Consider the following 20,423-nt stretch of genomic DNA (forward strand, 5'->3'; position numbering starts at 1 on the left):
TCGTTAACGTGACGGATTGACCTGGAACACTTACTTTAACGATGAAAAACATCGTTAAGTGGAGTACACGCTCATTTCAGCGAGGGTGGGCTGCTGCTACCACGATCAAACGGATAACGGACTGCCAGTAGAAGTTGCTTTCCTGAGGGAGAGGGATAGTGGCGATAGGATAATCTGAGCTTCCTTTCTGACTCCCTCGCAGGATGAAGAGACACACCGCCCACTTTCCCACTGTAAAGCTACACTGTGTATTCGGGAATTTTTCACTCCAGGCATCACCCAAAAAACTTATACTTAATAAGTTCATGAAATAGAAAACAGCAAAAAGGAGCGGATGCATATCCGCCCCTTTTTGCTGTTGTAATTAGAACTGGAAGTATATAAACCCGGTTTCTTCTTCCTTCATAAACAGCAGCACCAGCACAATTAATACTGCGTATGCCACCGCTCTTACCGGAGAAGGGAAATACTTGTGCCAGAAGGCCGAGATTTTCACGGAATGCGTCAACAGATAGTGCTCCAGGATATGGAAGACGAACAAGCCAAGAACAGCAATGGCATAAATCTTCATCCCTACCGGCATCGCCAGCGCATCTGGTGAGAGCATGCGGCGGAGCAGCTCCAGCGAGCCCTGCAGATCATGAATCCGGAAAAATACCCAGCCAATGCAGGTTAAATGGAAAAACACAATGACCGCAATAACGCGGTAAATGAATGATTTGTCCAGCCACGTAAGCTTAAGCTTCTGCTTCATACTCATATACAGATTGTGAAGGATGAGCAGCGCCCCGTGAAACATGCCCCAAATAGCAAAGGTCCACAGAGCTCCGTGCCAAATTCCGGACAAGGTCATAGCCAGAAACAAGTTGAAATATTTCCTCGGAATTCCACGGCGCGAGCCGCCTAAACCGATGTAGATGTAATCGCGAATCCAGCTCGACAAGGTAATATGCCATCTGCGCCAAAACTCGGTTGCATTAGCACTTAAGTATGGTGTCAGAAAGTTTCTCGGAAGCTCCAGACCGAAGAAATATCCGATCCCAATCGCCATATCGCTATAGGCGGAGAAATCGTAATAGATTTGAAAGGCGAATAAATAGGTAACCACCCATGCCTGACTCCCCGTCAGCAGCTCAGGATGGGCAAAATACTTATTGACTGCTTCCGCGAGGTAATCGGCCAGCATAATTTTTTTGAACAAGCCCAGCATCAGGAAGAATGCACCCATTTTAAAATTATATATCTTGGGCTTCAGTGACCGAATCTGCTCTACCTGCGGCAAAAATTCGTTCCCCCGCATAATAGGTCCCGCTACCAGGTGGGCAAAAAAGGCAACAAATATCCAAAAGTCAATCCAGGATTGAGCCGGCTTAATCTTCTTCTTATATACATCTACCGAATAAGAAATAAATTCGAACGTATAGAAGGAAATACCAATAGGGAGTACAATCGTTAACCAGAAGGAATTCTCCGTTACAAGCTGCATATCCAGCATTTTCCCCAGGTTCTGCATGAAAAACACGGAATACTTGAAGAAAAACAAATTGCACAGGTTAACGCCGACGATCAGCCACAAAAAGATTTTTCCGTAGCGCCCCTGCAGCAAAAGAGAACCATAGTAAGTCAGCGTAGTTACCGCCAGGAACAGAACCAGGAAGCCCCATCCGCTTACACCGTAAAAAAGCATGTTGGCCAAAGCGATAATGTAGAGGCGCCACTTAGGGAATGTATAGAACAGCATTAACGTAACAATTAATAAAAGAAAAAACTCAGGCGTATGGAAGAGCATTCGGGTTCCTCCGTCATTTCGGATAATTTTGCAGCAGGATTCCGGCCAATTCACGATATCCTTCCGGCATCATATGGGTGTGATCTGTGAACAGGGAATCGGAAATGACTCCTTCCAAATTCACGTACTGTACGGGCTTAGACTGAAAATACTGATTCAAACTTTCCATATTGGCTTTATAGCCTGGCTTGTCGATATAGTCCTTCAACAAAGTCTGATTCGCTCCGGTCAAAACAATTAGCGTTTTTTTATTTTTTTGGTGATCAATGATCTTGTCCATAAAATAAATATCAAAGCTGTTGGACGTCATATCAAATGGGGTGTCCGTGTAAGCTTTTTTAATTTCATCTCTGGTTACATATTCCTGCAGGTTGGGCTTTTCAAAGTAGGGCAGGCTGTCTGCCAAGGCATCGCTTGGTATCGGCTTATTTAACAGCCTCAGGCCTGTATCCCCCATCAGCTTGCGGAAAAAGTCCCGGTTAGCATACGGAGTCAGGATCGGCATGACGTCCTGCTTCAGCCAATGTTTTGTTTTTTCGTACATAGTAACTGGCGGCTTCACATAATCTTGCATAAGCTGCGGCAGCACCTTATCATAGCTGCTGCGTTCCAGCTTACGAAGATCATCGTACAGCCAGAAGACAGCCCTCGGCCCGGGGTTACGCGGCACAAAGTTGGCATAGCGGGTATTAATGATCAGATTGTCTGTTGAAATGCCGAGCTTGTCCAGCTTAAGCAGCATCACGTAAATATCACCATTCTGATTAGCAGGATAAGATAAATTAAAAATGCGATACTTGGGATCTCCCGTCAAGCGTCTGGCTTCCTCTTCCATATAGGCGTTAACCACATGGTCAGAGCTGCCGGGACTTCCATAGATGACTGAATCTCCTAGAATAATTCCATAGTTAGTGAGCTTCTCGCGGCGGATCTCAGCCTTGATTTTCTTTAAAGCTACATCAATGTTCTGGATATTATACTGACCGTATTTGTACTCCAGCCGGTTATGATAGACAGTGTCGAACGGTATGAAATATGGAAAGACAAAATTCAAGACTACTAGACTAATAATCGTGTATATAATCGTTCTCACAATTTTCCTCCATATTTCGGACTTTCCGTAAATTGGGATGATCGTTAGATGATCGTTAGATAATCCTTAGATGATCCTTAGATAATCATGATAATTACTTGATGATCAAAAAACATGCCTTATTTATGATACATGGATTTCTCCCATACTTCAAGCTTGCCTCGGATGCTCCTTCAGCCACTTCAGAATATCGCTAAGCGTTGCTACAGGCACAATAAGCAGCTTCTGCGAGCCTTGTTTCGCTTCCGCCTCCTGGCCTGCAGGTACGAAGAATACGTCTGCCCCTGCACGCTCAACGGTGTAAGCTTTCTGCTCGATTCCACCGATCTTTCCAACAGAACCATCCCCGTTGATCGTTCCGGTTACAGCAACACGATGCCCGTTCGTCACACCGCCAGGCGTCAGCTGATCTACGAGGGTAAGCGCCAGGGCCGCTCCATGCGAAGGCCCGCCTTCATGGGCAAAGTAGGGTCGGAAAGCTACCTTGCGGGGCAAGTCAAGCTTGACCTCGTCCTGGATCTGAATGCTTAAAACAGCACTCTTCGGATCATCATCCCGGGCTTTGGTTTTCACTGTCATCGCTACCTGCTCAGCATCCCTCTGTACAACTAGCGACACCTCAGCCCCCGGCTGAACGGATTTCATCCGGTCTATCAGCTCTGCCACTGATGAAACAGGGCTGCCATCCAATTGTATAACGACGTCACCAGCCTGCAGCTGTCCTGTCGCCGGGCTGTCTGGCATAACCTGCAGCACTCTGGCTCCGTGCAGCGTTACCCCGCTGCCTACGCCCGCTTCGCGGAACGCAACAGCACTGCCGACTTCATTCGCGTCTACTTTCAGCTCGCGTACCAAAGTATCGTACTCCCCGAGTGTCATACCCAAAGACTCACGAGGCTCAAAGGCGTAATGCGGAAACAAGCGGGCATAGAGCCAGTCTGCAGGAAAGGCAGGCCGTTCGAAGACAAGCACGCCCATAATGTCCCCACGCTTGGCACCACCTTCCACAGCCGCGTAACGGTTCATATTCATGGTCAGGCCTGGATAGGTAACCATGTAGGAGGTAGGCCAGAATAAGCCCGCGAGCAAAGCCAGAGATACTATGAGCGTCGTCACAGCTCTCCAGGGCATACGCCGCTGCCGCATTCTGTGTTCTGCGAGCGCGATGTCTACGCAGACAAGCAGCCAAGTCAGGGCTAGCAGCGCAGCTGGTATAATAAGTGCATGTGGCTGCATGATGAAGATGACGATAAAAGAGCTTGCAAGGACACAAATCAGCAGCTTAAGCAGCAGCTCCAGGCGATTCCTGCGGGGGCTGTCGGATACGCCGAGGCCACGAGAGCCGTTGAGGCCACCTTGTGCGGCCTCCATTGCCTCCGGGCTGGAACTGGCAGCTGCGCGACGTTTACGGGCTGCAGCGATACCTTTCACCGCTCCTGTCAGCCAGAGCAACGGAACTGCCACGATCAAGTATACGACCAGATTGATATCATCGATCCAGAACCAGCTGCCGATACGCAGCGGATCGGGCAGCCAAGCCAGCTCCCCCAGAATAAAAATACAAATGGCCGCAGCCATCCCCCATATATAATACCGCTGCGTCCGCTCCACAACTTCCCCTTCTTCCATTCAGGCTTTTCTTATGTATGATACATACTTACTGATATATACTAATTCTTGATATTCAATACTTCTTTAAATTTACTTTAATATTTCCTAATTTTTTCAGAAATTTTCAATATTTTTTCTTAACAAGCTCCTGCAGCTCCTGAAAATGGCTCTCGATTTCCTCAGCTGGAATCGGTTTGCTAAAATAATACCCCTGCACCTCGTTGCATTTCTGATACTGCAAAAATCTCAGCTGATCCTTCTCCTCAACGCCCTCGGCAGTAACCTCCAAGCCTAGATGATGGGCCATTGCAATAATCGTGCCAACAATATCAGAATCGTGAGAGTTAGCGGTAATATCCCTTACAAAGGAACGATCAATCTTCAGCCGGTCTATAGAAAATTTCTTCAAATAGTTCAGGGAGCTGTAGCCCGTCCCGAAATCGTCGATACTAATTTGTACGCCAATATCATGAAGCTGGCTCAGGGTAGGGATCGTGTGCTCTACATCCATGGTCATCGTTTCAGTAATTTCCAATTCCAGATACCGGGGTTCCAGACCTGTTAAGGACAAAGTCTTTTTCACAGTTTCAACGAGATGCTTTCTGGAAAATTGCTGTGAGGACAAATTCACCGCAACACGCAGCGGAGGCAGGCCAAGATCCTGCCAGCGCTTGTTTTGTTCGCACGCCCGATTCAGCACCCATTCATCCAAAGCCATGATTAATCCCGTTTCCTCAGCCAGAGGAATGAATTCTGATGGATAGACAAGTCCTCTCTCCGGATGCTGCCAGCGGACCAAAGCTTCTACCCCTTTGATTTCTCCTGTTTTGATATCTACCTGGGGCTGATAATGAAGAATAAACTCTCCATTCTCCAGCGCCTTGCGGAAGGAAGTCTCGAGCTTCATCTTCTCATGCGGCCTTGACTGCATATCCGCAGCATAGATGACAAATTGATTTTTCCCCTGATGCTTGGCTTTATACATAGCGGTATCGGCATGCACCATCAGCATTTCGGTATCCAGTGCATCGTTCGGATAAAGAGAAATACCGATGCTTGCCGTTATATGAAACTCGTAGCCATTCATCACGAAGGGCTGCCGGAAAAGATCCAGCACCTGTTCAACCCGCTTCACGACCTGCTGCTCATCGATGATGCCGGGAAGAATGAATACGAATTCATCGCCTCCCATACGGGCTACCATGTCTCCGAGCTCCAGGCAGGTTGTTAATCTGTGTGCCACTTGCCTGAGCAGTAAATCTCCATTGGAGTGGCCGAGTATATCGTTAATTTGCTTAAAACGGTCCAGATCCAGGTACAGGATCGCAATTTGCAGCGGTGCCTGATCATGGTGGGCTTGATTCAACAGCTCAATCAGCTTACTTTTATAATAACGCCGGTTTGGAATTTTCGTTAAATCATCATAATGAGTTAGATAGTTGTAGCCTTCTTCCGTATCAAACAGATCCGTAATGTTCCTGAATTGCCCGAATGCTCCCATCAGCTGCCGATATTCATCATAGATCGGATACACGTCGAACAGACAAAGAGAAGGTGCTGCGCGGTCTTTTTGCTCAAAGCTGATTTCAACATTTTCACATTTTTTCTCATATAAAATCACATCACGAAAGCAAGACCCAAAAGGCTCCATGCCAAACACCAGCCGCCCCCACACTTCCTCTTTAGGCAAACCCATTAAAGCTTCGGCGATATGATTGAAATCAATAATGATCCCATTTTTATCGGTAATAATAATAGCATTGCTGGTATGCTCCAGGATAATCTGCTTCATAATATTCAGCCTGTGATTTTGCTTACGGAGCAGCAGCTCCCTCTCGATGGAATCAACCAAAGTAGAGAGCATTGTATTTATAAAAGCGTTCTGGAATTGAATATGCGTTGTAATAATAATGCTGCCGAGCAAAACCTCACTATCCGTATCACGAAAAGCAAGGGCGTAGCATGCACTTTGATGCAAGTATTCGTGATAATGATCGGTCCCAATGAGTTGAACAGATTGCTTGTTATGCTTTAGAGAGAGATTGACAATATTCGTCCCCATCGTTGCTTCAGTAAATTGGATGCCCGTTTCAAAACCTGCCTCACCCGCTGCCTGCATAGTAGGATCGTCCCCCATCATCAGGATCAGAAAACCCTCTTCATCGGAAACAGAAAGCAGCATCGGGGTTTCCGCCAAGGAAGCCAGCATTTTCAAACCAAAGAACTGTACAACGGAAAGTATCTCTTCATAGTCCCTCCTCTTATCTTCAAGCTCCTGCGGTGTCATCCTTTTCTCCGGATTGGGAACCTCCTTGGATCCATTTTGGCTTCTCGGCAATATAAGTTCCACTCCCTAACATACTTCCACACATTCTCATTTTTTTCCATTCTGCAGCCCTCTTTCAACTTATGAAGATGGATGCCTGCTCGACGTCCCCAAGCTATTTCTACAAAATATTCCTTAATACCTGAAAATTCGCCAAACTGCCCTCACTTCCTTCCAAACATACATTCCCTTTCCAACAAAAAAGATTCACCTCGGCCGCTTCGTAGGCATTCAAGGTGAATCCAGGTAAGACGCATTCTCCGGCTCTGCTTGCTTCCTTCTAATTGAAGGATTGCCTTCTCTGCAGAGCGGCCTCATCTACCGCGATAGCTGAATCAGGATCCATACTTTTTACTATCGCTTTTACTCTGCCTTCCTCAAGCCGATGTACCTTGCACACCATCACTTTTTCCAAATCCCGACCTGGATGGTCATCCGTCTGAAGAAACGTGATTTCCAGGTTAAAACGAATTCGCAGCATCTCCTCAATGTCTTCACAGCGTTTGCTTACAATCCACACCGTTCTATGCATGGAGAAGCCCTCGATCGTTAATTTAACCATTTCAAAGGCCAGTAAATAAGCAATCGTAGAGTACATCGCCTGATCCCAGCCGAATACGATGCCCGCGCCCAGCAATACAGAGAAATTAAGGACCATAATTACATTAGGCGCAGATAGCTTAGTCATTGGTTTGATCCGCCGCACAGCATTCTCACTCGCGTCCAAGGAGCCGCCATATCTAACGACCAGACCAATGCCCAGCCCTAGCGTAATCCCGCCACAAATAGCGGAAAGTGCTGTGTTCTCAATAAATGCCGGGACGGTGTGAAGCAGAATGGCACTCATTGAAAAAATAAACAAGCTGAGTACAATCATGAAAGCAAACTCTCTGCTAATCTGCCTGTAGGAGAGAAAAATGAAAGGCAGGTGGAATAAAAAGAGAAATAAACCGAGTCTCATTTCCGTAAAATGGGCGAGGAGCGCGGAAATGCCCGTAACTCCCCCAATAATAATCCGATGGGGAACTAGAAATAACTCTAAGCCAATAGATGCAAGAATAGCTCCTATTATTACATAGGATAGCTTTGCTACCCATTTACCTATGGATACAACCCTGTAATCATGTATGGCTATCCCTCCTTCTGGGAGATCTCTTTCAATCAATTAGAGATTAAATAACGATCAATGAACAGAAGGTATTGGAATTTCTTTGCACAAAAAAGGATGTGAATTTAATGGGGGATAACAGTAGAGATTTCAGCAAGCGAGAGATAAATGGAGCGAATTGAAGACGCGAAGTAAACAGGCGTTGTATGATCAAAAGTAGCAGAAGAAATATACTTAGGGCATACGGAAGAGGAGCAGGCTGTTTAGAGAAGTTGCTCAGCTTGATTCCAGAAGCGTTCCTTGCTTTGCTTTCCATCGTGCTAAGGGAACTTTCCTGAGTGAGCTCTGGCACGTGCATTTCAGAAGCTGGAATAGGCGTCACAAAGGCAATTGACAATATTAGCCCTACAAAAAACACCAAGCGCACTAGCGAATGTTTATGATAGGTCATGTTGCTCTCACCTCCCCGCAGTTTTTCTCCCTATACAAAAAGGATAACACAGTTTATGGCTTACCTCAAACCTCGAAAGTGGTAAATTTAATAAGGAAAACGCCTTTGCGGCGTCCTTTGATGTGTGTGTTCGTGACTTGGGTGCGTTGCGGAGGGAATGGCTGTGGACTCCAGCCGCTGTTAAAGATTTGTTCCCTTGAATGGAATGGATGAGGGGGTAGGAACAAATCTTTAAAGGCGGACGCTCCCGCTCTTCCGCCCACAGCCATTCCCTCTCTCTAGCTACATCGCATGAATCACACGAATCACACGAATCAAATGAACACACCAAGCTCAAACCGACAGCCAGCAAGGGTTTTCTCTTGATTGGAGGAGATTTCCCCAAGAGCAGAGGCGCGGGGGAAGAAGAACGACCGCCTCCCCGCGCCAGTGTGAGCAGTTGAGCAGGATCTGCTGCTTTTACGATGTTTTTCATCGTTAAAAGCACCAAGTCCTCTCCTCATCCTTACTTTAACGATGAAAAACATCGTTAAAGTCCCTTCTTACCACCCAGTGAGGCCATATGTCCTCTTTTAGCGATGAAAATCATCATTAACGTGACGGTTTGACCTGGAACACTTGTTTTAACGATGAAAAACATCGTTAAGTGGAGTACACGCAAAAACAAAAACCCCCTTCCAGCAAAATGGGTCTGGGTCGGGGGTTCTTGCGGCTTAATTTAACTATCCTGCAATCGTTTCATGAATTCTTCGGCTGCGCTGTACCCTTGCTGTCGCAGATACCAGTTATTTGCTGCGGCTTCAATAAGGCCTGCAACATCTCTTCCCGGCTGCAGCTGAATTTCAATATGCGGAATACGAATGTCCATATACTCGGTGAATTTCGGTTCCAATTCCAGATCATTATTTAAAGCATGTTCTTCCCATTTCGTAAGCTCAATGTCAAGAACAATTCGCGTCTCGTCTTGAAAGGCTCCTCTACCATAAAGCCGGGAAACATTAATGAGTCCGATACTTCTAAGCGCAAGGAATTCCCTCGTTTTTCCATCATGAGTTCCCAGTATCGTTTCTGAGCTGAGCTTCTTAAGAACCACACTATCGTCCGCTACCAGCCTATGTCCTCTGCGGATAAGACTGTGAGCGGTTTCGCTTTTGCCCACGCCTGATTTACCGCGGAGTATGATGCCAATTCCCGATACGTTGACACAAACACCATGGATCGTTATTTCGGGAGCTAATAATTTAGCCAGAAAATTATCTACCAGCGACATAAATTTCGACGTAGCCAGCGGGGTTCGAAGTAATGGAATGCCTTCTTGATCACAATATTGCGTCAAATATTTAAGCCCCTCTTGGTTACCGGTCACAATGAAGCAGGGCGGATGGTAACGAACGACATTACCGATGCGGAGCATGCGTTCTTCTTCAGTAAGCGTATGCAAATAAGTGATCTCTTTTTTTCCTAACACCTGGACATGTGCATGTGAAAAAAAATCAAAGTATCCGACAAATTCAAGTCCGGGACGATGCACCCACGGTTTGGAAATCGTTCGATCCGTTTGCATGTTTCCGGCAAGCACCTCTAAGGAGAAGCGATCTACTAGCTCTTGTACCGTAACAGTCTTCATCTTCGATTGACTCCCCTCTTTGATTTCTCAGATTATGAATGATTTCTTCTATAATTCTACACTACAGGCGCGTTCCCTTCAATCCATGAGTTCATTTATATGAACTATTTCCCTACATTTGGAGACCTTTTGACAGAATATCAAACTTTCATTGTCGAATCTCTTATGAAGTCCTATAATGGGTGAGGGAACTCTTACTTAACAAGATTGGGGTGGTAGGGTGGGCACAGCCAAGACCGTCATTTCAGGGCATCGAAGACGGACTTCGACACCCGATTGTTAGAAACGAATTACACTTTGATTTGGGAAAGAAGGTTATGGGTTGCCCTCCTCATTTCGTCGGCTGTTGATCATGAATGCGACTACTATGATCATTTTTATTTATATTGGGATTTTTGTGAACTTATACATCTGGGAGCAGCAGCGCCTGATTAGTGATGTAGCCTGGTTTAATTTCGTGCTCTTCCTGGCCTGGGGTGTTTCCTTCACTGCGGGTGCCAAAATACTTGCCCGGATGTCCATCCGCTTCGTATTCGGATTGTCCGCTATTTCCGCCGGATCAGCCTTTCTCATGCTTTCCTATTTGCATCTCGATAATCGCTTTCTCTGGATTACGATTATTGGTTTGCCGGTCGGTATGATGTGGGGCTTTTACGCGATTGCACAAAATATTACGCTATCCCTTAATGGCAAGGGCAAAGAGTTCAGCCAGTATTTTGCCGCGGCCGGCTTTATCGGACAAGTACTGAATATGACAGTCCCCCTCATGTCAGCTCAGGTTATTCGTCTGTTCGGCTACTCCGGCTCCTTCACACTCATGCTGGTTCTGGTCACACTGATGTTTATCGTATCATTTTTTGTACCCAAAATTTCTTTAAAGGGCAAAATGCTCGCTGGCGAATCTGTTACGGACATCTTTCGGTGGCGCAAAGTATTTTTTACCGAGGCTAGCAAATGGTTAATTCCATCGTGCTTGGCCGCAGGCTTCTTTCTTCAATTTCAAGGCTTGTTCGCTCTGCTCTTTACTTTCTCAATAAGCCTCGATAAGCTGGTCATTGCCTTATTGAATACGCTGTATACGGTTTCTACGTTTGCCGCGCTATATATATATCGAAGGTACAATAAGTCGGAAACGACATGGTTAAACATTGCTATCGCTCTTATTTGCCTAGGTTTTCTACTTACGCTGTATCCGGTTTCGCCACTGCTCGTGCTGTCGAACATTTTAACAACTGTAGGCTTGTTCTACTTCAGCGCATCCTGGAACGCTTTACACTTCCGGATGATCAGCGAATTTTCAGCGTTGCAGCAAACTCATATATTGGTATGGCGTGAAAACTTGCTCGCCGTCTCCCGCTGTGCGATGCTGCTGTTAGTAATTCCGATTAAGGAATTCCGCGGGGTTTCCTTTTGGCTGCTCCTGGCGCTGACGATGCTGATCGTTGTAAGCATCCTTTACTTTCAAAAACGTGCAACACTCGCGATGGCAGGTCCTTCTTCGGTTCCCGCTGGAGACAAGGCTGGCATTGAAGCCAAATTATAGGTGTAAAAAAAAGATGAGCGTGTTCCGAGACCCGTGCAGCGGGGGAACAGCTCGTCTTTTTTTTATTGGCCTCTTTTTTTAACAAGCTTTCTTCTACCCAATCCTCCCCTCTAATGCTGGCATATTGTATCTTAAATATGCTATCAGGAGGGGATCATGATTAGCGCTGCTAGAGTTATTGCTACGATTAAAGTTGGAAATAATCCAACTGACATCGCTTTTAACCGCTTAACGAATCGTCTGTACGTGCCCAACAACGGAAGCAATACCGTCTCCGTCATTAACAGCAATATAAACAAAGTCATCGCTACCGTAAGAGTAGCCCGGGGACCTGTAACCGCCGCAGTCAATCCTCTTACCAACCGGGTATACTTAGCATGCACGAGCGGCAAAATATCCGTCATTAATGGTTTGAACAACCGAGTCATAGCAAATATCAGGGTAGGCCAAGCTCCTACCTCCATTGCCGTTAACTTAGTAACGAACCGTATTTATGTTGTGAACTCGGTCCGAAGCACTGTTTCTGTCATCGACGGAATTACCAACAAAGTTATTGCTACTACTAGGGTAGGAAAACAGCTAACCTTCGTGGCATTCCCCTACACCCTTGCAGTCAACTCCTGTACCAACCGGATTTATGTATTAAATACTGGGGCAAACACACTATCAGTTTTGAATGGAAGTACCAACAAGGTCATTTCTACAATCAAAATCGGTTCAGAACCTTCAAGCATCGCAATTAATATAAAAACCAACCGGATTTATGCGGTAACAAATGGCGGCAATGGCAGTATCGCTGTCATTAACGGGCGATTTAATAGAGTAATAGCAACCGTTACTCATCTTGGAGATGTGGGAACTATCGGAATTAACTCCGTTACCAACCGGATCTACGCACCAGATGAAGACAGCAACCATGTTAACGTCATTAACGGGCGAACGAATAAGGTGATTACTCAAATCTCCAACGGGATTTCACCCAGATTAGTATTGGTAAATCCACAGCTTAACCGCATGTATGCGGCGACTTCCGGCGGAGGTTCATCTCCCAGCAGAGTTTCCATTATTAACGGCAGCACCAATAAAGTGGTCACAAACTTAAGAGTTGGCCTGGGCACTGCCGCCGGTTTCGTTAGTATCAGAAAAAACCGCGTTTATATAGTCAATCAGGTTAGCAATACAGTATCTGTCATATCTGGCTAAAAAAGAGACATCATTCAAGCTTCAGCTGCTTTAAGCTCCAGCGGAACAAGAACCGTATGCTGTGTAACTGTATGCAGATCACGCCATATCCGATTCAGCAGGCTGTCCTCCATAAGCACGGACATGCCCAGCAAGGGAAACACCGTGTGTGCGCAGGCCAGAGCAATTCGCGCTGCCTCCTGGCTGCAATGGCTTACACGCTGTTCATCCTGCAGCGTAAGCTGACGGTGCAGAGCAAAGTCCGTCCACGATGCATCCGCCGCTTCATAAAAGTGCTCCGCCGCATGGTGGAGCGCTTTTTCCTGCTGCTCAATCGTGCCCATCACTACCGAAAACCGCTTGTTGTTTCCTTGCTCCCATGCTTCCTTACGTTCAAGCGCAAATTCCCGGGCTTCCTCCAGAAAGTGCCGGCAAATGCCTATACATACAGCAGCAAACGAGGTTTGAGCAAACTGGAGAAAAGGATAAAAGAAAACAGGGTCGTCATAATGCGGCTCGCTTGTAATGCTGAAGGTACGCTCCTGCGGGACGAAAATGTTGGATACCGCGATAGTATGACTTTCGGTCGCTTTTAACCCGAATGCCTTCCAATCCTTGATAATCTCGACCTGCTCAGGCATGAAGACGAAGGACCTCATCTCCCGCTCCGCCCCTTCTCCTTGCTCTTCTGTCCCGCTTTCAATCCAGCAATTTGCTGTGAAAAAGCTGGCATAGGTCGATCCGCTGCAGTACTTCCAGCTTCCGCTCACTTGATACCCTCCAGGCACCGGCTTTGCCGTTCCCGTTGGGTGACCACTGCCGGCAATGACCGCTTTCCGGTTCGTGAACAGCTCCTTCGCCTCCGGTGGAGGCAAGGTTGCTGAAAAAAAGCCTCCTCCTGATCCAATCGTAATCAGCCAGCCAAAGCTCCCATCTATCTGTGAAGCTTCTTCGAATATACGCAGCGCCTCAGGAAGGTCTGTCCCAAGACCGTCAAGCTCCGTCGGAACAAACAACTTGAACAGCTTAGTCTCATAAATAAACTCCAAAATCTCCGGTGCAAAAGCCCCCGAATGATCCATATTTAAGGAATACTCTCTAACCAGCTTTTTGATTTCATCATGAAATATCGTCAATTGTATCACCCTGCTCCTCATGAACATTAAATAAGACGCTAAAATGCTAGTATATAAGCTAAGCCCCTATTGTACCATAGGGGCTTAGAACCTTGCATCGTTCGTCTGGATTTACCTAATGCTTCACCTCACTATTCCATCTCAAATTTGAAAGCATACATATGGGCATCGCTCATCGTTATTTCCATTATTATCGGCTGACCGGATAAAGACGCGACAGCGCCATCCTCGAAAATCACCGTTCTATCAAGGCTATCACCGAAAAGCTCGACAGAGTTCAGCATCTTTGCTTTGCCAATAAGCTTGATCTTTACAAAGCCAGCAGCTGAAGTTGCGAAGTTTATGGATAACTTACTGCCCTCAAACTGAAACGGCTTAGTTACTAATTTGCATGGTTTATATGTGGCATTGTAAGATACAAAGCCGTCTATTCTTATGGTGTAGCGTCGCAGCTTAGCGGGCATCATAGACCAGTGATAATCATAGGTGTACATCGAGAGCTCGTTCGGAGTGTACGGCAGATCATTCTCGGTCTCAATCATACCAAGCGCCGGATAACAATCGCCATATACCCAGTTGTACTCCTGCTCCAGATCTGGCGTCATAAACGCTTCATCCCAGCGCTTCCATTTCTCACCGTCGCGTGATGACATAAAGAGGCAGTCAGTAATCGTAAGGCCTATCCGCGGGTGCGACTTCATCCGCTGCTTGCGTCTTTCTGCACCGGAGAGCTGATCGAAGTTTGGGGTCCAGGCTTGCTTTTCCACATAACGGGAAGGGAAGCCGACAAGCATATGCTCCGCACGGTAATAGGGCTGAACTACATTCGTATAAAGCGGATAATCCTCACCTTCGCCAAAATCAAGCCGAACTGGAGTACTCCAGCTTTTGAAGTCCGTGGACACCATGCGGCGAATATCCCGGATACCAGCATTCAAATCATCGCCAGGTATGTCGTGGAAGTCACGAATATAGCAAACATACTGGTTCGTATATGTATCCCAAAAGGCAACGTTAAGGGTATCGAATTTGCCTTGATTGGTCATGCTCCATGCTTTTTTAAAATGGATCCCGTCGGGACTTGTAAAACACCAGAGATAGTGGTCATTTCCAAAGCCATCAATGCCTATGCCTTTATAAAGCTCCTCCTTGGGACAATCAGGATTCGTGTCTTTAAACACCGAGAAATTATCAAATGTGGCTGTGTGATGATCCATGATAATATTATTTTCCTTGGAGCCTTCAAAATCACAGATCCCCAGCTTCGGCTTGATCCAGTGTTTACCGTCCTTACTCTCGGCGTAGCAAACGACAATCGGCCGCGGAAGCATGGTCATGTCCGGCTTTAGCGTTTCCCATCCGAGATAGTACATGCGGTAGAATCCATCCTCCTTCACGATGCAGTGGAAATCACAGCCGTCCCCCTCCCATGGCTCATTGTGATCTATTACTACTTCTTTGGCCTGAAGCTTATGAAGTTTTGGTACAGCAGTCGTTTCTTCATTGTTTATCAGATAGTCGTCCCAGAACAATTCACGTCGGCTTCCAATATCGATAACATTTGACATCTTCATTTCTCCCTTGTTATGAATATTTTGTATTTCTTCCCTAATCCTATGGGGATCCTTGAAGCCCTTCAATGCACAAAGTTCCTCTTCTGTTTATTCCTTTTCGCTTATCCTTTCACAGACCCCACCAGCATTCCTTTAACAAAATACTTCTGGATAAAAGGGTACACACATACGATCGGCAGTGCGGTCAAAAGCGTAGCAGCGGCCTTCACCCCCTCCTTGGGCATATTTTTCATCCATTCGAAGGCCATCGCTGGATTCTTCCCCAGCGCCGCCAAATCCAGATTGGCCAGCATGCCTCTTAGAATGAGCTGCAAGGGCCACTTATCCTGTGTACTGAGATATATGGCTGCAGAAAACCAGCTATTCCAGTGCCCCACTGCATAGAATAGGCCAATCGTCGCCATGGAAGGGAGGGACATTGGAACAATAATTTTGATCAAAATCCCGATCTCGTTAGCCCCGTCCATCTGCGCCGACTCCTCCACCTCCTGAGGAATATCCATAAAAAAATTACGCATCAGAAACATATACCACGGACTGATTAACGCAGGAAGAATCAGCGCCCACAGCGAGTCTCTCAGCCCGATGTTAGTCACGAGCAAATAAGAGGGAATCAGTCCGCCGCTGAAAAACATCGTAATTAACACAGCCATGGTAAGGACGCTACGGTAGGGCAAATATTTTTTGGAAAGCCCATAGGCCATGGTGCATGTAAATAAAAGACAGAAGAAAGTTCCAACCAAAGTAACAAGAACACTGATAGCCAAACCTTTATAAATAAAAACGTTCTCAACCAACAAATACTTATAGGAATACAAAGCTATTTCCCGAGGAAACAACGTATAACCATATTTCAGTATTGCTTCATTAGACATGAACGATTGATTGATCAAGAAAATAAAAGGGATGATGAACAATAAAGACATCAAGCTCAGCAATGTTCCATTAATCAGGTTAAACCCATTGATTCTCCTCTTCATCACCAGACTCCTTCTCTGCCCATTCGTTTGACCACATAATTGGAGACGATCAGAAACAGCAGGCCAATCACATTTTTGAACATGCCAATCGCAGCAGCGTAAGAGAAATTGTTCTTTAACAAACCTTCTCTGTACACATAAGTATCTATAATATCACCAGAGCTGTATACGCTTGGCGAGTAGAGCAGCAGAACCTGTTCAAAGCCAGCGTTCAGAATATTGCCTGCCGATAACACAAACAAGATCGAAATGATATTGGATATACCCGGCAGACTAATATGCAGCATTTGGCGAAAGCGGTTAGCCCCATCTATTCTAGCGCTCTCGTAAAGGGCGGGATTGATACCTGCAAGAGCAGCCAGATAAACAATGCTCCCCCATCCCACGCTAGCCCAGACGTCGCTGGCCACCACAACACTACGAAAGTACCCGGGTTCTCCCATGAATGCAGTAGGCTTGCCACCGAGAGCAGTAATAATCATATTAATAGGCCCCGCGGTTGGCGACAGTAACGCGATCACCATACCGGAAATAATGACCCAGGATAGAAAATGGGGTAAATAGGAGATGGTTTGCACGATTTTTTTGAATCTGGCACGCACCACTTCATTCAACATCAGAGCGAGAATAATCGGCAGCGGAAAACCGAACAACAGCTTATAAAAGCTGATCAACAGCGTATTTTCAAGCAATCGTCCAAAATAATAAGAGCCAAAAAACTCTTGAAAATGCTTCACCCCCACCCACTCAGGGTTCAGCACCATCGCTTCAAGACCACCGAAGGGCTTGAAATCCTGGAAAGCAATCACTACACCATACATAGGAATGTAATGAAAAATGATAAAATAAAGCAGACCTGGAAGTATAAGCACATAAAGAAACTTGTACCTGCTAATATTGCTGAAGAAGCCCTTCTTCCTTGATTTAGGCGAAAGCTGACCCGCTATGGCTATCATCCTCTTACTTTGCACAAGAAACTCACCTCATTTGGGATATGAAGCCGCCCCTCAGCTGTTTGAAGCATTTGAGGCAATGGGGCGGCTTCTATAGCTTATTACTGCGGTGTTTTGAACTGGGCATTGCGGTCCTCGATCATTTGCTTGCCGCCAATATCCAACCACTGCTGCATAATTTTATCCCAGTCGCTCAACGGCAGTTCACCTGCAAACACTTTAATCTTTTGCTCATCCAGGAAAGTTTCCAGATCCGTCAGCTTCGCAAAAGATTTCCATTGCGATCTATCATATCTCACCTTCTGATCAATGGCTTTAAAGCTAGGAAGGACTTGTGTTTTCTTCTTCATTTCCGAGTACTTGCGATCCATCCAAGAGGACATCGGCCAAATAGGGAAATCGTCCCAATCCATTTGGAACATCCAGTACAGGGCATAATAGCTTGCTTTGTTAGCATCATATTTGTCTTCACCAATATACTCCAAGGTACCATCCGTCAGCTTTGTATAGGACTCACCCTCAATTCCAACGTAAGTCAAAGCGTATCCTTCCCTACTCGCGTGATAATCCAAAAATTTCACTGCCGAATCAGGATTTTTGCTCTTCTTGGTAATAACGGTTATTGATTGAACTTCAGGCGCTTCCGGTATTTTATTAATGCCATTCCCCTGTAAAATTATGGGGTCATAATTGGCTTCCGGAATGGTTTTGATCAGAACCTCGGTGGCACCAGCAATCGTTGAGGAATACCAGCCGCTCACTGCACCGACTTTATTTTGAGCAATCAGTTCAATCTGCTTTGTCGGCGTAGACAAGATCATTTCGGGCCAAATATAACCTTTTTTATTCCATTCAATCATTTTAGCCATTAAATCCTTGTAGCCAGGATGAAGCTCCGGAGGCAGTAGCTGCCCTTGTTCATCCTGCCACCATTCGAACGCTTGCGGGAGAAAATAAGGAGCAAAACCGTTTAATAGATTTTGGAAATTGAAAACCCCTATCAGAGGATAGGCATCTTTTTTATTTTGCTTAAAAGCTTCTAGCACCTTCTCAAAGTCCTCAATGGTAACAGGCTTCTCCAGATTAAGCTCCTTCAGCCAGTCTGTACGGATCTGCAGCACATTTCCCGTTGTATTGGTCGCAAGACTAGGGATTCCGATAATCTTGCCGTCAGCGGTAACCTCTGACCAAACCTCAGGCGTGAAGTTCGCCTTCAAATTTGTTCCGTACTGGTCAATAAGATCGTCCAAAGGAATGATAGCCCCGTTCTTATACAATTCAATGGCCTGATCCATGCCAATACTTGGGATAATATCCAATTGATCGCCGGAGGACAGCATTAAATTCGTCTTTTGAGTGTAATCGGCAGCTGTCGGGCTGAACACGATATTCAAATCTACTCCGGTTTTGTTTTGAATGATGTCATGCACATGCTTTTCCACTTCCGTCTTACGTTCGAAGCTCGCATACGGATTGATCGCCACCAGCTTCACGGGAGTCTGCTTTTCGCCTCCCGTGCCTGCTTCCCCAGTTGACGAAGGCGAGCTTGCTGGAGGCTCGCTTGACTTCGGTTCATTCGTTTTGGCACTGCAGGCGGCAATCGATACAAACAATATACAGACCATGAATCCGATCAAGCTTTTTTTCCACATAACCTTCTTATCCCACGTATACTTCATAGAAGACACCTCCACTTTCAATTTATATAGACGGCACTAAAGATTCATAGTTGAATGCAAAGCCTATCTACAGTGTTCATTGGCGTTGTGTTAATTCTTGAATAAAGTTTCGGACAGCTGTGCGAATTTCTGCAACGGTATAGTAAAAACATTGTGTATCACAGATTTCTTTAACCATCCCCATAGTCCTTCAATTGAATTGACTGCGGACTATAAGAAGGGAGGAACATCAGTTGTAGGCGATCCGCATGTTGCTTTAATCGATCAATTTCGCGCTGAATCAATTTTTTTTACCGTCTCGAAAGCTTGCTTGAATTGTTCCTGTTTTTCAGAATCAGCGAGAGCAAGAGTATAGGTCGGTTTTGTAAAGCTGAACCCAAGGAGGCGCAGAAGTTTACGGGTACCGCGCTCGGAATACGTTACGTTAAACTCACGTTGAATCCAATCTTGAAGTAAAGGAGCCGTCCGATTCATCTCGGATGGAAATCCAACATCGGAAGGCCTACGGTCCACAAGTAGCTTTCGTACTTGATCTTCCTGCTCCTCCGTCAGAAAAGAGGGGCGACCTGGAGACTCGCCAAGCTCCAAACCTTTCAGACCATTTATACGATATGCTTTCACGTAGTTACCAACTGTAACGCTCGAACGACCAATAATGATGGATGGATATTTGATCGTACGTTACTCCATGCAAATGAAGTAAAATCGCTTGATAACTTTCGAGCATTCGTTTATTTTTTGTTTCTTTCATAGCCATCTTTATCGCTTGGATTTTGGGATTTTGGTTGTCTTCTCAGAGTGTTTTGTTCATTGAATAACGCTTCCTAGGCAATGGTTTTGGTTACCTTAAGAGTTAGACATATTTCCCCAAAAACCTTTAGTGCCGTCTATATAGATTTACCTGTAGTAAAAAACTTTTCTGCTTACTCCACTTCCTTCTTTTTTCACTTTCCTTCTCTTTCCTTTTCCTCTACCTGCTTGCTGACCAAGTATTCCACGATATTTATAATGAAGGGAATGCTCCGCACTTTCAATCACACAATTGTCAATAGCGTTAAAAAAAGATAGAAAAGACCGTGAAAAGATGGAGCCTGCATATAAAAATGAAATCCCTAAAGCATGTACCGCCAAACCTCTATTCCCGCTTTACTAGCGGAAATAGAGGTCCTTATGCGTTGAATAAGAGCTTCGTCACTCGCAAAACAATATAGAACTACTCCACCAAACCCGTACGCTCAATGCCTTCAACGAACCAACGCTGCGTAAACGTGTACAAGACAAGAGGCGGAAGGACGATCAGAAAAGAAGTTGCCATCTTGAGAGGTTCGTCGAAAATCGACGGTCCCAATTCCGCCTCCCGCTGCGCAAGCG

Annotated in this window: 14 protein-coding genes and 2 pseudogenes; 2 read left to right on the forward strand and 14 right to left on the reverse strand. The window is 45.8% G+C overall.

The genetic code is table 11. The features are described 5' to 3' along the window. Positions 1 to 364: 364 nt before the first annotated feature. From J2Z66_RS41750 to hprK, 7 genes are all read right to left on the reverse strand, one after another. Positions 365 to 1,789: an MBOAT family O-acyltransferase gene (locus tag J2Z66_RS41750; RefSeq protein WP_209979913.1), complete on the reverse strand. Its 1,425-nt coding sequence runs from the start codon at positions 1,787 to 1,789 to the stop codon at positions 365 to 367. Positions 1,790 to 1,802: 13 nt separating this feature from the next. Further along, the gene (locus J2Z66_RS41755) at positions 1,803 to 2,882 is read right to left on the reverse strand and encodes an SGNH/GDSL hydrolase family protein (protein WP_209979915.1); all 1,080 of its coding nucleotides are present in this window, start codon (positions 2,880 to 2,882) and stop codon (positions 1,803 to 1,805) included. A 150-nt stretch (positions 2,883 to 3,032) separates the two neighbouring features. Further along, the gene (locus J2Z66_RS41760; protein WP_209979917.1) at positions 3,033 to 4,511 is read right to left on the reverse strand and encodes a PDZ domain-containing protein; all 1,479 of its coding nucleotides are present in this window, start codon (positions 4,509 to 4,511) and stop codon (positions 3,033 to 3,035) included. 106 nt (positions 4,512 to 4,617) lie between these two features. Further along, a complete protein-coding gene (locus tag J2Z66_RS41765) occupies positions 4,618 to 6,831 on the reverse strand; it encodes an EAL domain-containing protein (RefSeq protein WP_245376241.1) in 2,214 nt (737 codons plus the stop codon). A gap of 268 nt (positions 6,832 to 7,099) precedes the next feature. Further along, on the reverse strand, positions 7,100 to 7,984 hold the full coding sequence (locus J2Z66_RS41770; protein ID WP_209979919.1) for a YitT family protein: 885 nt from the start codon (positions 7,982 to 7,984) through the stop codon (positions 7,100 to 7,102). Between the two features lie 923 nt (positions 7,985 to 8,907). Further along, positions 8,908 to 9,039, reverse strand: coding sequence for a hypothetical protein (locus J2Z66_RS43680; RefSeq protein ID WP_281068954.1), 132 nt, complete (start codon positions 9,037 to 9,039; stop codon positions 8,908 to 8,910). Positions 9,040 to 9,096: 57 nt separating this feature from the next. Next, the gene (gene hprK, locus J2Z66_RS41775; RefSeq protein WP_209979921.1) at positions 9,097 to 10,005 is read right to left on the reverse strand and encodes an HPr(Ser) kinase/phosphatase; all 909 of its coding nucleotides are present in this window, start codon (positions 10,003 to 10,005) and stop codon (positions 9,097 to 9,099) included. 322 nt (positions 10,006 to 10,327) lie between these two features. On the opposite strand from hprK, the gene J2Z66_RS41780 reads away from it, so the two are divergent. Next, a complete protein-coding gene (locus J2Z66_RS41780; protein WP_209979923.1) occupies positions 10,328 to 11,548 on the forward strand; it encodes an MFS transporter in 1,221 nt (406 codons plus the stop codon). A gap of 156 nt (positions 11,549 to 11,704) precedes the next feature. After that, entirely contained in the window at positions 11,705 to 12,751 is a 1,047-nt protein-coding gene (locus tag J2Z66_RS41785) for a YncE family protein (RefSeq protein WP_209979925.1), read from the forward strand. Between the two features lie 14 nt (positions 12,752 to 12,765). Here J2Z66_RS41785 and J2Z66_RS41790 read toward each other — a convergent pair whose 3' ends face one another. The 7 genes and pseudogenes from J2Z66_RS41790 to J2Z66_RS43265 all read right to left on the reverse strand — a co-directional run. Then, entirely contained in the window at positions 12,766 to 13,866 is a 1,101-nt protein-coding gene (locus J2Z66_RS41790; protein ID WP_245376242.1) for an acyl-CoA dehydrogenase family protein, read from the reverse strand. 131 nt (positions 13,867 to 13,997) lie between these two features. Continuing rightward, positions 13,998 to 15,434, reverse strand: a complete 1,437-nt coding sequence (locus tag J2Z66_RS41795) for a hypothetical protein (protein ID WP_209979927.1) — start codon at positions 15,432 to 15,434, stop codon at positions 13,998 to 14,000. Between the two features lie 107 nt (positions 15,435 to 15,541). Further along, positions 15,542 to 16,420: a carbohydrate ABC transporter permease gene (locus J2Z66_RS41800; RefSeq protein ID WP_209979929.1), complete on the reverse strand. Its 879-nt coding sequence runs from the start codon at positions 16,418 to 16,420 to the stop codon at positions 15,542 to 15,544. Continuing rightward, positions 16,420 to 17,391, reverse strand: a complete 972-nt coding sequence (locus J2Z66_RS41805; protein WP_312895048.1) for an ABC transporter permease — start codon at positions 17,389 to 17,391, stop codon at positions 16,420 to 16,422. The genes J2Z66_RS41800 and J2Z66_RS41805 overlap by 1 nt, the downstream gene beginning before the upstream one ends. Before the next feature lie 83 nt (positions 17,392 to 17,474). Continuing rightward, positions 17,475 to 19,052, reverse strand: a complete 1,578-nt coding sequence (locus J2Z66_RS41810) for an extracellular solute-binding protein (protein WP_209979935.1) — start codon at positions 19,050 to 19,052, stop codon at positions 17,475 to 17,477. Positions 19,053 to 19,096: 44 nt separating this feature from the next. Beyond that, positions 19,097 to 19,809 (reverse strand): annotated as a pseudogene (locus J2Z66_RS44265) (winged helix-turn-helix domain-containing protein). A gap of 456 nt (positions 19,810 to 20,265) precedes the next feature. Beyond that, positions 20,266 to 20,423 (reverse strand): annotated as a pseudogene (locus tag J2Z66_RS43265) (carbohydrate ABC transporter permease); the annotation flags it as partial.

Source organism: Paenibacillus eucommiae (genome assembly GCF_017874215.1).
Classification (GTDB): Bacteria; Bacillota; Bacilli; order Paenibacillales; family NBRC-103111; genus Paenibacillus_AI; species Paenibacillus_AI eucommiae.

Coding starts and splice junctions, on each gene's coding strand:
- hprK (WP_209979921.1), bottom strand. CDS start 10,005: ATGAAGACTGTTACGGTACAAGAGCTAGTAGATCGCTTCTCCTTAGAG.
- J2Z66_RS41800 (WP_209979929.1), bottom strand. CDS start 16,420: ATGAAGAGGAGAATCAATGGGTTTAACCTGATTAATGGAACATTGCTG.
- J2Z66_RS41760 (WP_209979917.1), bottom strand. CDS start 4,511: ATGGAAGAAGGGGAAGTTGTGGAGCGGACGCAGCGGTATTATATATGG.
- J2Z66_RS41750 (WP_209979913.1), bottom strand. CDS start 1,789: ATGCTCTTCCATACGCCTGAGTTTTTTCTTTTATTAATTGTTACGTTA.
- J2Z66_RS41795 (WP_209979927.1), bottom strand. CDS start 15,434: ATGTCAAATGTTATCGATATTGGAAGCCGACGTGAATTGTTCTGGGAC.
- J2Z66_RS41785 (WP_209979925.1), top strand. CDS start 11,705: ATGATTAGCGCTGCTAGAGTTATTGCTACGATTAAAGTTGGAAATAAT.
- J2Z66_RS41810 (WP_209979935.1), bottom strand. CDS start 19,052: ATGAAGTATACGTGGGATAAGAAGGTTATGTGGAAAAAAAGCTTGATC.